This window comes from Klebsiella sp. GL120222-02, from assembly GCF_003097195.1.
Taxonomy (GTDB): Bacteria; Pseudomonadota; Gammaproteobacteria; order Enterobacterales; family Enterobacteriaceae; genus Klebsiella; species Klebsiella variicola.
This window is the reverse complement of the sequence record NZ_QEQO01000003.1, coordinates 746798-762329: the sequence shown is the minus strand read 5'-3', so window position 1 is coordinate 762329 and position 15532 is coordinate 746798. Positions and strand designations below refer to the sequence as shown.

At 54.7% G+C, this 15532-nt stretch carries 13 protein-coding genes, 1 tRNA gene, 3 rRNA genes and 1 pseudogene; 5 read left to right on the top strand and 13 right to left on the bottom strand.

What is annotated here, in order from left to right:
* The 4 genes from N438_RS13825 to rrf (N438_RS13810) form a co-directional block, all read left to right on the top strand.
* A 23S ribosomal RNA gene (locus N438_RS13825) occupies positions 1–87 on the top strand; the annotation flags it as partial.
* A gap of 98 nt (positions 88–185) precedes the next feature.
* Positions 186–301, top strand: a 5S ribosomal RNA gene (gene rrf / locus N438_RS13820).
* Between the two features lie 14 nt (positions 302–315).
* A tRNA-Thr gene (locus N438_RS13815) sits at positions 316–391 on the top strand.
* 38 nt (positions 392–429) lie between these two features.
* Positions 430–545, top strand: a 5S ribosomal RNA gene (rrf, locus tag N438_RS13810).
* 454 nt (positions 546–999) lie between these two features.
* Here rrf (N438_RS13810) and N438_RS13800 read toward each other — a convergent pair.
* The 3 genes from N438_RS13800 to N438_RS13790 all read right to left on the bottom strand — a co-directional run bounded on the left by N438_RS13800 (position 1000) and on the right by N438_RS13790 (position 5761).
* Positions 1000–1221 carry a hypothetical protein gene (locus tag N438_RS13800; RefSeq protein WP_023298285.1) on the bottom strand — a complete coding sequence of 74 codons (222 nt, stop codon included), beginning with the start codon at positions 1219–1221 and terminating at the stop codon, positions 1000–1002.
* 277 nt (positions 1222–1498) lie between these two features.
* On the bottom strand, positions 1499–4609 hold the full coding sequence (locus N438_RS13795; RefSeq protein ID WP_060619395.1) for an efflux RND transporter permease subunit: 3111 nt from the start codon (positions 4607–4609) through the stop codon (positions 1499–1501).
* A gap of 12 nt (positions 4610–4621) precedes the next feature.
* A complete protein-coding gene (locus N438_RS13790; RefSeq protein ID WP_008806702.1) occupies positions 4622–5761 on the bottom strand; it encodes an efflux RND transporter periplasmic adaptor subunit in 1140 nt (379 codons plus the stop codon).
* A gap of 378 nt (positions 5762–6139) precedes the next feature.
* Between N438_RS13790 and envR the strand changes: the two genes are divergently transcribed.
* Positions 6140–6793, top strand: coding sequence for an acrEF/envCD operon transcriptional regulator (envR, locus tag N438_RS13785; RefSeq protein WP_008806701.1), 654 nt, complete (start codon positions 6140–6142; stop codon positions 6791–6793).
* Between the two features lie 84 nt (positions 6794–6877).
* Here the strand turns inward: envR and fis are convergent, their stop codons facing one another.
* The 10 genes and pseudogenes from fis to msrP form a co-directional block, all read right to left on the bottom strand.
* Entirely contained in the window at positions 6878–7174 is a 297-nt protein-coding gene (gene fis, locus N438_RS13780; RefSeq protein ID WP_000462905.1) for a DNA-binding transcriptional regulator Fis, read from the bottom strand.
* A pseudogene (gene dusB / locus N438_RS13775) lies at positions 7156–8164 on the bottom strand (tRNA dihydrouridine synthase DusB). The gene fis and the pseudogene dusB overlap by 19 nt, the downstream one beginning before the upstream one ends.
* Positions 8165–8521: 357 nt before the next feature.
* The gene (gene prmA, locus N438_RS13765; RefSeq protein WP_008806699.1) at positions 8522–9403 is read right to left on the bottom strand and encodes a 50S ribosomal protein L11 methyltransferase; all 882 of its coding nucleotides are present in this window, start codon (positions 9401–9403) and stop codon (positions 8522–8524) included.
* 11 nt (positions 9404–9414) lie between these two features.
* A complete protein-coding gene (gene panF, locus N438_RS13760; RefSeq protein ID WP_008806698.1) occupies positions 9415–10866 on the bottom strand; it encodes a sodium/pantothenate symporter in 1452 nt (483 codons plus the stop codon).
* Positions 10856–11098: a YhdT family protein gene (locus N438_RS13755; RefSeq protein WP_012540445.1), complete on the bottom strand. Its 243-nt coding sequence runs from the start codon at positions 11096–11098 to the stop codon at positions 10856–10858. The genes panF and N438_RS13755 overlap by 11 nt, the downstream gene beginning before the upstream one ends.
* 110 nt (positions 11099–11208) lie before the next feature.
* On the bottom strand, positions 11209–12558 hold the full coding sequence (gene accC, locus N438_RS13750; protein WP_008806697.1) for an acetyl-CoA carboxylase biotin carboxylase subunit: 1350 nt from the start codon (positions 12556–12558) through the stop codon (positions 11209–11211).
* A gap of 10 nt (positions 12559–12568) precedes the next feature.
* Positions 12569–13036 (bottom strand): acetyl-CoA carboxylase biotin carboxyl carrier protein, encoded by a 468-nt coding sequence (gene accB / locus N438_RS13745; RefSeq protein ID WP_008806696.1) that lies wholly within the window; start codon positions 13034–13036, stop codon positions 12569–12571.
* A 22-nt stretch (positions 13037–13058) separates the two neighbouring features.
* Positions 13059–13511, bottom strand: a complete 453-nt coding sequence (gene aroQ / locus N438_RS13735; RefSeq protein WP_012540446.1) for a type II 3-dehydroquinate dehydratase — start codon at positions 13509–13511, stop codon at positions 13059–13061.
* Positions 13512–13743: 232 nt separating this feature from the next.
* The gene (gene msrQ, locus N438_RS13730) at positions 13744–14343 is read right to left on the bottom strand and encodes a protein-methionine-sulfoxide reductase heme-binding subunit MsrQ (protein ID WP_060619393.1); all 600 of its coding nucleotides are present in this window, start codon (positions 14341–14343) and stop codon (positions 13744–13746) included.
* Entirely contained in the window at positions 14343–15344 is a 1002-nt protein-coding gene (msrP, locus tag N438_RS13725; RefSeq protein ID WP_012540448.1) for a protein-methionine-sulfoxide reductase catalytic subunit MsrP, read from the bottom strand. The genes msrQ and msrP overlap by 1 nt, the downstream gene beginning before the upstream one ends.
* Between the last annotated feature and the right edge of the window lie 188 nt (positions 15345–15532).

The following is a 15532-nucleotide window of genomic DNA, read 5'->3' as shown; positions in this document are numbered from 1 at the left end:
TGAAGACGACGACGTTGATAGGCCGGGTGTGTAAGCGCAGCGATGCGTTGAGCTAACCGGTACTAATGAACCGTGAGGCTTAACCTTACAACGCCGAAGATGTTTTGGCGGATTTGAGAGAAGATTTTCAGCGTGATACAGATTAATCGATGCGTCCGCAGGACGTGTTGATAAAACAGAATTTGCCTGGCGGCGATAGCGCGGTGGTCCCACCTGACCCCATGCCGAACTCAGAAGTGAAACGCCGTAGCGCCGATGGTAGTGTGGGGTCTCCCCATGTGAGAGTAGGGAACTGCCAGGCATCAAATTTAGCGTGCTGATATGGCTCAGTTGGTAGAGCGCACCCTTGGTAAGGGTGAGGTCCCCAGTTCGACTCTGGGTATCAGCACCACTTTTTAGGTTAAAGTTCGGCACGTTGTAAAGAATTTGCCTGGCGACAATAGCGCGGCGGTCCCACCTGACCCCATGCCGAACTCAGAAGTGAAACGTCGTAGCGCCGATGGTAGTGTGGGGTCTCCCCATGTGAGAGTAGGGAATCGCCAGGCATCAAATAAAACAAAAGGCCCAGTCGAAAGACTGGGCCTTTTGTTTTTGTTATATCTGTTGTTTGCCGATGAGCGCTCTCCGGAGCAGGACAAATCCGCCGGGAGCGGATTTGAACGTTGCGCAGCAACGGCCGGAGGGTAGCGGGCAGGACGCCCGCCATCATTCCCAGGCATCAAATAAAACGAAAGGCTCAGCGGAAGACCGGGCTTTTTTGTTTTTTGCGGCCAGACGCGCCGCCAGCTCCCCCGGTGGCGCTGCGCTTACCGGGGCTACGGATTCGCACCCGCCCTGCACGACCTGTAGCCCGGAAAAGGTGCGCAGCACCGCCTCTGGGGAAAGCAGCGGTCATATCAACGTAAATGAAAGGCCCAGTCGTGTGACTGGGCCTTTTGTCTTTCTGGCGACTGAGCCGAAGGGAACGCCTCCAGGCTGAGCATTTGTGGAGCGGAGTTGCTAACGAGTCAGCGCCACGATACCTAACGTGAGACCGGCAACCGCTGCGGCCCCACCAGCGATCGCACCAGCCGTTTCCCAGTTGTCCTGTGTTGTGCCTTTTACACAGGTATTGGTATGCACCAGTCGGCCCTGCGAGTCATAGACAGGCACGCACGGGGAATCATGGGCACAGCCAGCAAGCAACGTTGCTAACAATGTCACTAATATTAATTTATTCATGGTATTACCTCTAAATAACCGTTTGCTGTCAACGTTGTTGACACATAACGGAATAGCTTATTTTACCACCGCAATGACACAGGCCTGGAAGGGGAAATAATCTCAAATTATGAGCAGTGTAAATATCGTGAAGAGAAATGAGAAATAATGAAGAGAATATGCAGGAAGGGATTTTCCAATGCGTTAGTCGGGGATAAAAAATTAATATGTCTACTAACTTGTTGTTCTGATAGATATAAAAAAAGGCGCCGCGTGACGCCTTGATAATTATAGTCGATTATTCAGCGTGCCGGGTAAAGCGTCGCCTAACGACCACGAAGAACACCGGAACAAAGAAGATCGCCAGCAGTGTCGCGGTAAGCATCCCGCCCATCACACCGGTGCCCACTGCATTCTGAGCCCCGCTACCGGCACCATGGCTAATCACCAGCGGCATGACCCCTAGAATAAAGGCTAGTGAAGTCATTAATATAGGGCGTAGACGCATACGAGATGCTTCCAGGGTCGCCTCAATAATGCCTTTCCCTTCTTTATCCATAAGATCTTTAGCGAACTCGACAATAAGAATAGCGTTCTTCGCAGATAAACCAATAGTCGTTAACAGGCCAACCTGGAAATAAACGTCATTATTCAACCCTCTAAGCGAAGCTGCTAATAATGCGCCGATAACCCCTAATGGCACAACCAGCATCACTGAGAACGGAATCGACCAGCTCTCATAGAGCGCCGCCAGGCACAGGAAGACGACAATCAATGAGATGGCATAGAGTGCAGGCGCCTGGTTGCCGGAGAGCCGTTCCTGGTAAGACATCCCGGTCCAGTCGTAACCGATGCCGCTCGGCAGTTTACTGGCCAGTTGTTCCATCAGCGCCATAGCTTCCCCGGTACTTTTGCCTGGCGAGGCTTCACCGAGGATCTCCATGGATGGCAAACCGTTGTAACGCTCCAGGCGTGGCGAGCCATATATCCAGCGTGAAGTGACAAAGGCGGAGAACGGAACCATTTCGCCGTTGGCGCTACGAACATACATGTTGTTAATGTCGCTCGGCAGCATACGGAAGTGGGCATCAGCCTGGACGTACACTTTCTTCACGCGGCCGCGGTCAATAAAATCATTGACGTAGTAACCGCCCAGCGCGGCGGATATCGTTTCATTGATATCGGAGAGGGATACGCCCAGCGCCTGTGCTTTTTCCTGATCGACATCCAGTTTGAACTGCGGCGTATCTTCCAGCCCATTGGGCCGTACCCGGACCAGCTGATCCGGATGCTGTTTCACCATGCCGAGCAGTTGGTTTCGCGCCTGGGTCAGGGCGGTATGGCCAAGCCCACCCTGGTCGATCAGCTCAAAGTCGAAGCCGGTGGCGGTACCCAGCTCAATAATTGCCGGCATGTTGAACGGGAAAACCATGGCGTCTTTTATCTGGCTGAAGGCCACGGTGGCCCGTTTAATAATCGACTCCACGTTGTTTTCATCACCGCTACGCGCTTCCCAGGGTTTCAGGCTGACAAACGCCATGCCGGAGTTTTGCCCCTGGCCGCTGAAGCTGAAGCCGTTAACGGTAAAGACGCTTTCAACATTGGCCTTCTCGTTATGCAGATAGTAGTCGGTTACGGTATCCAGCACCTTCTGCGTGCGCTCCTGGGTCGCGCCGGAAGGCAGCTGGATCATGGTCAGGAAGACGCCTTGATCCTCGTCGGGCAGAAAGGACGTGGGCAAACGCATGAACAACACGGCCATCCCCACGACTATCACCAGGTAGATCACCAGATAACGGCCTGTTCCACGCAGAATGCCGCTAACGCTGTTGGTATAGTGATTGACGCTCTGGTCAAAGCGGGCGTTAAACCAGCCGAAAAATCCTTTTTTCTCATGGTGTTCGGCTGAGGCTGGCTTCAACAACGTGGCGCAGAGCGCCGGCGTCAGTACCAGCGCAACCAGCACGGAGAGCGCCATGGCGGAGACGATAGTGATCGAAAACTGACGATAAATCGCGCCAGTCGAGCCGCCGAAAAAGGCCATCGGGACGAATACCGCAGAGAGCACCATGGCGATACCCACCAGCGCCCCCTGGATCTGCGACATCGACTTTTCCGTCGCTTCTTTTGGCGAGAGCTTCTCCTCAACCATTACACGTTCGACGTTTTCCACCACCACGATGGCGTCATCGACCAACAGGCCTATCGCCAGCACCATGCCAAACATCGTCAGGGTGTTGATGGAGTAGCCAAACATCGACAGTACCGCAAAGGTACCCAACAGCACGACAGGAACGGCAATCGTCGGAATGAGCGTTGCGCGCATGTTCTGCAGAAACAGATACATGACAAGAAAGACGAGGATAATTGCCTCAAAGAGCGTTTTAACCACTTCGTGGATGGAGATTTTGACGAAAGGGGTCGTATCGTACGGATAGACAACCTTCATCCCCTGAGGGAAGTAGGGCTGTAGCTCGGCCAGCTTCGCTTTAATCGCGGTGGCAGTATCCAGCGCGTTGGCGCCGGTCGCAAGCTTAATACCCAGACCAGAGGCGGGTTTACCGTTAATTCTCGCGACGACGTTATAGTTTTCTCCCCCCAGCTCAATGCGGGCGACGTCTTTCAGATGGACGACCGAACCATCGGCATTGACCCGGAGTGTAACCTTGCCAAACTCCTGCGGATCTTTAAGCCGGGTCTGAGCGATGATCGACGCGTTCAGCTGCTGGCCTTTCAGCGCTGGCGTACCGCCGAGCTGGCCGGCGGCGATCTGATCGTTCTGGACCTGCAGCGCATTGATGACGTCGACCGGCGTCAGGTTGTATTTGTTCAGCAGATTGCCGTCCAGCCAGACGCGCATGGCGTATTGCGCGCCGAACAGCTGCACATCGCCCACGCCGTTGAGGCGGCTGATAGGGTCTTTCACGTTGGAGGCGACATAGTCAGAGATATCGTCCTGGGTGGTGGCCGGATTATCAGAGATAAAGCCAGCAACCAGCAGGAAGCTGCTGCTGGATTTTTCGACGCTAATCCCTTGCTGTTGTACTTCCTGAGGCAGCAGCGGCGTAGCCAACTGCAGTTTGTTTTGCACCTGCACCTGGGCGATATCCGGATCGGTGCCGGACTTAAAGGTGAGCGTAATGGTTACCGAGCCAGCGGAGTCGCTGGTCGACGACATATACATCAGGTTGTCGATACCGTTCATATTCTGTTCGATAACCTGAGTGACCGTATCCTGCACGGTTTGGGCATCCGCACCCGGGTAGGTGGCGGAGATCGCCACCGCAGGGGGCGCAATCGTCGGATACTGCGCTATCGGTAGCTGCAGGATGGCCAGGCCGCCGGCAATCATCATAATGATGGCCAGCACCCAGGCGAAGACCGGTCGATGGATAAAAAACTTAGACATGGCTGAGTATCCTTATTGTGCGGCCGGTGCCGCACGCTCCGCTTCCGCTTTGACGGTGACGCCTGGACGGACTTTCTGTAAGCCGCTGACAATCACTTTATCGCCCGGCTTCAGTCCGCTGGTGATGAGCCATTTATCGCCAACGGCCTGAGTCGCGACCACTTCCCGGGTTTCAACCTGGTTTTTGTCATTCACCAACATCACGGAGGCATCGCCCCGCGGCGTGCGGGTCACTCCCTGCTGCGGCACCAGGATGGCCTGCGGATCGACACCTTCGTCTATGCGAGCGCGGACGAACATCCCCGGCAGCAGGGCATGCTGCGGGTTAGGGAAGATAGCGCGTAGCGTGATAGAGCCCGTGCTTTCATCGACAGTGACGTCAGAGAACTGCAGCGACCCTTTAAGCGGATAGGCCTGGCCGTTCTCCATCACCAGCTCAACGCTTTTTGTATCACCGCCGCGCTGCAGGCTTTCCTGCTTAAGGCGCATAAAGTCATTGCTGGACTCCGTCACGTCGACATAGATGGGGTCGAGCTGCTGGACGGTGGCCAGGGCATCCGACTGACCGTTGGTGACCAGCGCGCCCTCGGTGACGCTCGATTTGCCGATGCGCCCGCTTATGGGGGAGGTCACTTTGGTGTAGGCCAGGTTGATACGGGCGGTGTCTACGGCGGCTTTGGTGGCGATGACGTCGGCGTCGGCCTGGCGTGCAGTGGCCACCGCCTGATCGTATTCCTGCTGGCTGATATATTTGGTACCTAGCAGTGGAACGTAACGTTTCACCGTCAAATGGGCGATGGCGGCTGCGGCTTCGGCCTTGGCCTCATCGCCTTTCGCGCTGTTCCAGGCGGCCTGATAGGTTGCCGGGTCGATCTGATAAAGCGACTGACCTGCTTCGACATCACTTCCTTCAACAAAGTTACGCTTCAGGATGATACCGCTCACCTGGGGGCGGACTTCCGCCACGCGAAAAGCAGAGGTGCGGCCTGGCAGTTCGGTGGTGACCGACAACGGCGCACTGTTCACGACATGGACCGTCACCTGCGGCGCCTGTGCATGGGGTTGCGGGTTGCCCGAATTATCGCAGCCGGTAAGCAACAAGGCAGAGATAATTAAACCGGATAAAAGTGTCACTCTGGCGTGAGTTGTCATTGCGGTTCCTTATAGATTACGTGCCAAATTCGGCGGCGAATCTGTGAAAGAAAGAGGGAATCAAAAAGCAGTTTGCCATCCTACAAATAAACGCCATTGGATGTAAGAGATACTTATTTTTAAGCAATCAGCAAGGCACGCAAAAACAAAAAAATGGCCGATCTGTTTTTACTATTTATCTTAATTGTAAAACATAATAAACAGACATTGTTTTAATGAATGAGTTGACTATTAATATTCATTAGGGTGATTCGTTGGTTTTCTACATCAGAATTAGCTTGTCTGCATTTTTGCTAAATAATATTGTGCACCGAATGTTAGATTAAGGGATCTTCAGAAAAATCTATATTGCCTGTTAATCGGGAACTGAGATCTTATATGGCGAGAAAAACCAAAGAGGAGGCGCTGCGCACGCGGCAGCTCCTGATTGAGTCCGCGATCCAGCAGTTCGCCCTGCGGGGGGTGACCAATACGACCCTGACGGATATCGCTGATGCGGCGGGGGTGACTCGCGGTGCCGTATACTGGCATTTTGCCAGTAAGACCGAGTTGTTTAATGAGATGTGGCAGCAGCAGCCGCCGCTCAGGGATTTGATTCAGCAAAACCTGGCGACAAGGAATGAGCAGGAGCCCTTAAAAGATTTGCGCCAGCGATTTATTGCCGGCCTGCGCTATATTGCTGAGAATCCTCGCCAGCGTGCCCTGATGCAAATCCTTTATCAACGCTGTGAGTTTGCCAGCGATATGTTATCGGAGAGCGAAATTCGCCAACGCATTGGATTTAACTATTCCGTTATTGGCGGCATTCTGCAGCGCTGTGTGCGTAACAATATATTGCCAGCCGAAACAAATATCGACGTGATATTAATTGTTTTACATAGCGCCTTTTCCGGCTTGATTAAAAACTGGCTGCTTGAACCGCAACGCTTCGATCTGTATCAGCAGGCACCTGCGCTGGTGGATAATATTATGGCGGTGGTCTGTGCTGCTCGTTTATCGCAGGAGCCTGTACTGCGGGTAGTGAATCAGTAATGTGTTCTGTCGGCGCAGATAATAAAAAAGGCGCTTCCCCATGCCGAAGAGCGCCTTTTATATCAAGCAAGCAACTGACTAGTATCAGTTCATGCCGTATTTTTTCAGTTTTTTACGCAGTGTACCGCGGTTGATGCCCATCATCAGGGCTGCGCGGGTCTGGTTACCACGGGTGTATTGCATCACCATGTCCAACAGGGGCTGTTCAACTTCAGCCAGTACCAGCTCATACAGGTCATTCACATCCTGACCGTTCAGTTGAGCAAAATAGTTCTTCAGTGCCTGTTTAACCGAGTCACGCAGGGGTTTTTGAGTTACCTGATCCTGAGAGTTAACGGTAGAAACGGTCAGTACGTCAGAATTTACGCGTTGTTCGAACATAGTTCTGTCAGCTCTTTATTTCTATTACGCAAAATTTTCGAAGTATGCCTCCAACGCCTCCAGCTGTTCGCTGGCATCCTCAATGGCGTTGAATGTGCGCCGAAACTGGTCATCTGGAGCATGTTCCTGAAGATACCAGGAGACGTGTTTACGCGCGATTCGGTACCCTTTTGCCTGACCGTAAAAGTCATGCAATTCCCGAACGTGCGCACAAAGCAAGCGCTTAACCTCTGCCAGTGGCAGCGGGGGCAGCAGCTCTCCAGTGTCCAGATAATGCTGGATTTCCCGAAAGATCCAGGGTCTTCCCTGAGCTGCACGGCCTATCATCAGGGCATCAGCCCCTGTATAGTCGAGCACAGCTCTGGCTTTAAGCGGGTCAGTAATGTCACCATTCGCGATAATCGGAATGGAAACTTTCTGCTTAACTGCCCGAATACTGTCGTACTCAGCGTCTCCGTTAAACAAGCAGGCGCGGGTGCGTCCGTGAATAGTCAGAGCCTGAATGCCACACTCTTCGGCCAGTTGGGCAATCTCTACGCAGTTACGGTGTTCCGGTTCCCAACCGGTGCGAATCTTGAGAGTCACAGGAACGTCCACCGCGTTGACGACCGCCGTCAGGATTGACTTCACCTGCTCGGGGTACTGCAAGAGGGCTGAACCTGCAAGCTTGCGATTCACCTTTTTCGCCGGGCATCCCATATTGATATCTATAATCTGGGCGCCACTTTCCACGTTAATCCGCGCGGCTGCAGCCATCTCTTCCGGTACGCTACCGGCGATTTGCACGGTACGAATACCGGGCTCATCAATATGCACCATCCGTAAACGGGACTTGTCGCTCTCCCACACCTGTGGGTTAGAGGACATCATCTCGGAAACGGTTAAACCCGCTCCCATCTCATAGCACAGCGTCCGGAATGGTCTGTCAGTAATGCCAGCCATGGGCGCTGCGATCAGGCGATTTCTGAGCTGGTGGTGTCCGATGCGCATGAGTTAAGAAATGACCATACTGTGACTGCAAGGCGGCGTATATTACGCATTTTTTGCACGAGATGAAAGGCCAAACTTTGAGCAATCCTCTGTTGCAGATCAATGAATCCGGGACTAGCGTAAAAGCGATGAATAAATACTTATATTAATCATTACTTTAATTGATGATGGGTAATTTGTGTCCATTTATAAAATCGTAAAACTTCTCGATTTTTCTTAGATAAACTCGCTGCCTGACGGCATAAAACGCTGTTTTTGTAGCCAAAAAAGTACTCTGTAGTGCGATCTGCCTCTCATTTCCAGGCATTATTTGGTGGCTACTGGAAACAAAAATGCGGCCCGCAGGCCGCATTGCGCTTAGTTTTTCCGGCCGGTGATCCGGCACCACTCCTCTTTCTCCACCACCGGGTCGAGGGTGAAGAGCGGGGCGTAGGCTTCGCAGACGCTTTCCGCCTGGCTTGCCAGAATGCCGGAAAGGCCCAGCAGGCCGCCTGTAACCGGCAGGACGCTGATTAAGGGGGCCAGCTCACGTAACGGGCCCGCGAGGATGTTTGCGACCACGACATCGGCTTTCATGGCTTCTGGCTGATCCTGCGGCAGATACAGTTCAAGACGCTCGGAGACGCCGTTACGCTGGGCGTTATCACGGCTGGCCTGGATGGCCTGTGGGTCGATATCAATCCCGATAGCTTTAGCGGCACCCAGTTTCAGGGCGGCGATCGCCAGGATGCCGGAACCGCAGCCAAAATCGATAACGGTTTTGCCCTGCAGGTCGAGGCCGTCGAGCCACTGCAGACACATGGCGGTAGTGGGATGAGTGCCGGTACCAAAAGCCAGTCCCGGATCAAGCATCACGTTGACCGCGTTCTCATCGGGGACATCGCGCCAGCTCGGACAAATCCACAGGCGCTCACCGAAACGCATCGGGTGGAAGTTATCCATCCACTCGCGCTCCCAGTCTTTATCTTCCAGCTGTTCAATTTTATGCGCAAAGCCGGCGCCGAGCAGCGGATGCTGCTCCAGTTGGGCAACGACCGCTTTCATATCGGTTTCGGCATCGAACAGGCCGATCACGTCGGTATCGCCCCACAGCCGGGTTTCCCCGGGCAACGGCTCAAATACCGGCGTATCGTGCGTATCCTGGAAGGTGATGGAGACCGATCCGGCCTCCATCAGCGCATCGCTAAGATCTTCTGCGTTCGCGCCGGTAGTATTTAGTTTCAGTTGGATCCATGGCATAGCAAAACTCTTTATTTATCAGTAGTCATCACAGGGGCTGGCGGGACGGGGTGGCCGAAACGGTTCCCGACGACAAAAGCCAACAAACTTAGCAGTAGCGAGGGCACGATAGGATGGAAGCCCAGGAACTGAATATGAAACGTCGCGAGCACGGCATACAGCACGCCGCCCACCAACATCGCGCTGAGCGCCCCGGCAGCGTTTGCCCGCTCCCAGTAAAGGCCCAGCACCAACGGCCATAAAAACACCGCTTCAAGGCCGCCGAAGGCCAGCAGATTGAGCCAGATAATCATTTCCGGTGGCCGCCAGGCGGCCAGCATCATTAATATACCCAGCACTAAGGTGGCGATCGTTGAGATCCGCTTGAGCTTCTGCTCATTGCGTTTTTTTGTTGGCTGCGCGCTGAGCCACAGATCTTTAATGATCGTAGCCGATGCCTGCAGTAAATGGGCGTTCACGTTCGACATAATCGCGGCCATCGGCGCGGCTAAAAACAGTCCTGCAGCCCACGGCGGCAGCACCTGGACCATCAACGTCGGGATCACCAGATCGGGCACGGTGAGGCCCGGCAGGACGGCGCGGCCAAGAGCGCCGGCGAGATGCATGCCAAACATCAGAATCGCCACGACGATCGTGCCAATGACAATCCCACGGTGCACGGCTTTGCTGTCTTTATAGGAGATACAGCGTACGGCGGTATGCGGCAGGCCGATAACGCCGAAGCAAACCAGCACCCAGAACGAGGTCATAAAGGTGGGGGACAGGATATCATCCGCACCGTGCGGCGACACCAGCTGTGGGTCGATCCGCTGCAGTGTGTCCACCGCCTGATGCAGGCCGCCGGCAGCATGGACGACACCAACCAGCAGGACGATCGTCCCGATCAACATCACCATTCCCTGCATCGTATCGTTGAGTACGCTGGCGCGGAAGCCGCCGAAAGCGGTATACAGCGCGATGGTGATCCCAAAGATCAGCAGACCGGTTTCGTACTTGATCCCGGCAGCGGTTTCCAGCAGGCGCGCGCCGCCAATAAACTGCACCGCGATGGCCCCGACAAAGGCCACCAGCAGGCTGACGCTGGCAATCCATACCACCGCGCGGCTTTGGTAGCGCGCCTGCAGCATATCGTTAAGGGTAATAGCATTGTAGCGTCGCGCCAGGATCGCGAACTTCTTGCCGAGGATCCCGAGAGAGAGCCAGATCGTCGGTACCTGGATCATCGCCAGCAGTACCCAACCCAGCCCATATTTATAGGCGGCGCCGGGGCCGCCGATAAACGAGCTGGCGCTAATATAGGTGGCGGTGAGGGTCATGGCTAATACAAACCCCCCCATCGATCGACTGCCGAGGAAATACTCGCTAAGGAAGTTCCCGGTGCTGCGTTTACGCATCGCGTAAATCGACAGTCCGAAGACCACAAACAGATAAGCGATCAGCACCACGATAATCTCAAGCTGCATCGTTATCCTCCAGAGAGATATCACGGAAGATAAAGCGCACCATCGCCCAGCACAGCAGTATAAACAGCAGCGGCACCAGCAGGCAGGCCATTTCAAACCAGTGCGGCAGGCCGGTAAAACCGATACTGACGCCCGGCAGATAGGCCGCCGCCAGCCAGGCGGCAAGATAGAGAAGGGTCAGCCACAGCGCCCAGCGCGCTTCTTTATGGGCCTGAACAAAGCGTTTGTCCATTTTTTGTCCCTTGAGGATGAAGAAAGCGGGGATTGTACCGCATGGAAAAGTCGAGGGGAGAGAAAAAGAAAAAAGGCCGGATTAACCGGCCTTTTGCAGCAAATACAAGATTATTTTTCCTGCAGTCCGAGCTTTTTCTCCAGATAGTGGATGTTAGTGCCACCATGCTGGAAGTTCTCGTCGCTCATAATGCGCATCTGCAGATCGACGTTGGTTTTGATGCCATCGATGATCAGCTCCTGCAGCGCATTCTTCATGCGGGCAATCGCCACGTCACGGCTTTCGCCGTAGCAGATCAGTTTACCGATCATGGAGTCATAGTACGGCGGTACGGTGTAACCGGCGTAGATATGAGACTCCCAGCGCACGCCAAAACCGCCCGGCGCGTGGAAGCGGGTAATTTTACCCGGGCTCGGCAGGAAGGTGTTCGGGTCTTCGGCGTTGATACGGCATTCCACCGCATGGCCTCTGACGACCACTTCATCCTGCTTGATGGACAGCGGCTGGCCAGCTGCAATACGCAGCTGCTCTTTGATCAGGTCAACGCCGGTGATCATTTCGGTAACCGGGTGTTCTACCTGAATACGGGTGTTCATTTCAATGAAGTAGAACTCGCCGTTTTCGAACAGGAACTCGAAGGTGCCCGCTCCGCGGTAGCCGATATCCACACAGGCTTTCGCGCAACGTTCGCCGATGTAGCGACGCAGTTCCGGGGTGATGCCCGGCGCCGGCGCTTCCTCGACCACTTTCTGGTGGCGACGCTGCATGGAGCAGTCACGCTCTGCCAGATAGATAGCGTTACCCTGACCGTCCGCCAGTACCTGGATCTCGATGTGGCGAGGATTTTCCAGGTATTTCTCCATGTAGACCATGTCGTTATTGAAAGCCGCTTTCGCTTCCGCTTTGGTCATGGAGATAGACTGCGCCAGTTCGGCGTCGCTACGCACAACGCGCATACCGCGACCGCCGCCGCCGCCGGAGGCCTTGATGATCACCGGATAGCCAATGCGTTTGGCATGGGCGCGGTTAGCGTCCATATCGTCGGTCAGCGGGCCGTCAGAACCCGGAACGGTCGGGACGCCGGCTTTCTTCATCGCGGTGATTGCGGACACTTTGTCGCCCATCAGGCGGATAGTGTCGGCTTTCGGACCGATGAAGATAAAGCCGGAGCGCTCAACCTGCTCGGCAAAGTTGGCGTTCTCGGAGAGGAAACCATAACCCGGGTGAATCGCTATCGCGCCGGTGATTTCCGCCGCGCTGATGATAGCCGGGATGTTGAGATAGCTTTTTACGGACGGAGCCGGGCCAATACAGACCGTCTCATCCGCTAACAATACGTGTTTTAGATCGCGATCCGCGGTGGAGTGCACAGCGACGGTCTTGATGCCCAGTTCTTTACAGGCACGCAGGATGCGCAATGCGATCTCGCCACGGTTAGCGATGACAATTTTATCCAGCATGTTCGCCTCGTTACTCGATAACTACCAGCGGCTCGTCGAATTCTACCGGTTGGCCGCTTTCGATCAGAATGGCTTTCACCACGCCGGCTTTGTCGGCTTCGATCTGGTTCATCATTTTCATCGCTTCGACGATGCACAGGGTGTCGCCCACGTTAACTTTCTGGCCAACTTCCACAAACGCTTTCGCGTCCGGGCTTGGCGTACGATAGAAAGTACCAACCATCGGGGAACGTACGATGTGACCACTGATTTCCGCTTTTGCCGGCGCTTCAGCTGCAGCAGCTGGTGCGGCAGCCGCGGCGGCAGGCGCCTGAGGCTGCATCATCGGTGCAGCATAAGCCTGCTGCATAACCGGATAGCTTGCGACCGGTGCAGAGCGGCTGATGCGAACAGACTCTTCGCCTTCAGAAATTTCCAGTTCGGAGATACCTGATTCTTCAACCAGCTCGATCAGTTTTTTAATCTTACGAATATCCATGAGTGGGTTCCGTACTCTTTGTTTAGTGTGATTGTGACAGGCGTTTTACCGCCGTCTGTAAAGCGTATGAATAGCCGTCCGCCCCCAGTCCGCAAATGACGCCAGCGGCGACATCTGACAGGTATGAGTGCTGGCGGAAGGGTTCGCGTGCATGCACGTTGCTCAAGTGAATCTCGATAAACGGGATGTTCACGGCAAGCAACGCGTCACGGATTGCTACGCTGGTATGCGCGAACGCGGCCGGATTAATCAGGATATAGTCCACGTTGTCTTTAGCCTGATGAATTCGGTCGATTAACGCATACTCCGCGTTGGACTGCAGGTGATCCAGGCTCACATTCAGCGCCGCCGCCTCAGATGTCAAACGGTTAACAATTTCAGCCAGCGAGAGGGTGCCATACTTATCAGGCTCTCGGGTACCGAGCATGTTAATGTTTGGACCATTCAAAAGCAAAATGTGAAACTTGTCAGCCATCGTGTGGCGATCTCCTGCCATCTTCGGGTAAAAAACAACATATACCTTCAATGCGCCCTTGTCACCTTTTCAGGGTCAGAAAACCCCGTCAGGAAAACCAAAGTCGCACATTATAACGATTTCGTAGCAATTGGCAGCTAAATACTGGTCTTATCAGGGAAGATTATCAACCGCTATCGTAAAAAGAGTCGCGGTTGATAAAAGATCTGCGGGAAACTGCACATTACCGGATTCAGCGCCACCACTGGCGGAACTTCTTATAACGGCATGCCAAAAGCACCACCGCCAGCAGGGCATAAATGATGGGCTGCGGCGAGACGATCTTCACTGACCACAGGTAGTGAATCGGCGCGAGGATCGCCACCAGATAGACGAAATTGTGCAAAAGTTGCCAACGACGGCCCAGTTTTCGCTGCATCGCCTGCGTCGAAGTCGCCGCCAGCGCCAGCAGGATCACCCAGCAGATCATGCCTAACGTCAGATAGGGGCGATTGATAATCTCCGAGCCCAGCAGCGCCAGATTGTTAATGCCCAGCTCCAGCAAGGTGTAGCTGGTCAGGTGCAGCGTCGCCCAGGCAAAACACCATAAACCTAACAGGCGGCGAATGCGAATCAATAATGGCTGCTTTGCATAGCGCGCCAGCGGGGTGACCAGCAGAGTCGCCAGCAGAAATTTAAGCGCCATCCTGCCGGTAAAGTGCTGGATATCCTTGGCCGGATCGGCGCTAAAGTAGCCCTGATGCCCGGCCCAGAACAACCAGACCAGCGGTAAAAACCCCGCCAGGTGGAGGAAGACTTTCAACCACGCGATCTGTTTGACGGTGAAACGCACTAGAAGTTCTCCCGCAAGTTCATACCGCGATACAGTGAGGCCACCTCGTCGGCATAGCCGTTAAACAGCAGCGTCGGCTGACGTTTCACATCGAGCACACCGCCTGAGCCGATGAACCGCTCGCTGGCCTGCGACCAGCGGGGATGATCGACATGGGGATTAACGTTGGCAAAGAAGCCGTATTCGTCCGGCGCCGCCAGATTCCAGGTGGTCGGCGGCTGCTCGCGCGTCAGTTCAATGCTGACGATGGATTTAATGCCTTTAAAACCGTACTTCCACGGCACGGTCAGGCGAATCGGCGCGCCGTTCTGCGGCGGCAGCGCTTTGCCATACACGCCGACGGTAAGCAGCGTCAAGGGGTGCATGGCTTCGTCAAGTCGCAACCCTTCCACGTAAGGATAAGCAAGTCCCCCGCCGATAAAACGATCTTTCTGCCCGGGCATTTGATCCGGGGCGTAAAGGGTTTTGAAGGCGACATAGCGTGCGTTGCTGGTGGGTTCCACCAGCGCCAACAGTTTATGCAGCGGGAAACCGACCCAGGGAACGACCATCGACCAGGCCTCCACGCAGCGCATACGGTAAATGCGCTCCTCCAGCGGAAAGCGTTTGGTCAGATCGTCATGGTCAAGGGTCAGCGGCTTCGCCACTTCACCGCCGATGGTCAGTGTCCAGGGATCGGTGCGCAGGCTACCTGCGTTCGCCGCCGGGTCGGCTTTATCGAGGCCGAATTCATAAAAGTTATTGTAACCGGCGACCTTATCTTCCGGGGTGAGCGTCAGATTAGCCTGCCACTCGGCGGGTTTAGCAAAGTCCAGGGCCTTGCCCGCCGGGGCCGGCGGGCGGTCATTTCCTTTAAACCAGTCCAGCAGATCGGCCTGCGCGGCGGCGGGAAGCGAAAGCGCCGTCGCGCTGATACCCAGCATTTTCAGCACCTGGCGCCGCTTGAGCATAAAAACGGATTCGGCCGTGACGTCGGCTTCCGTCAGTTTTTTTCTTTTCATGGTGTCCTCCGTCATGCGTTTCCCTAAGCATGACGGAGACGGCGATTTATCGCGAATATGTCACGAAAAATTGCAGATTAGGATGAGGAGCCGCCGCCGAAGCAGAGGCGCGGTCGTCCAGGAATCATCGGAAAGTGGTGCAAGACGTTTCCTTTACCGCGCATGACCCGGCATCTTTAGCAGGGAAA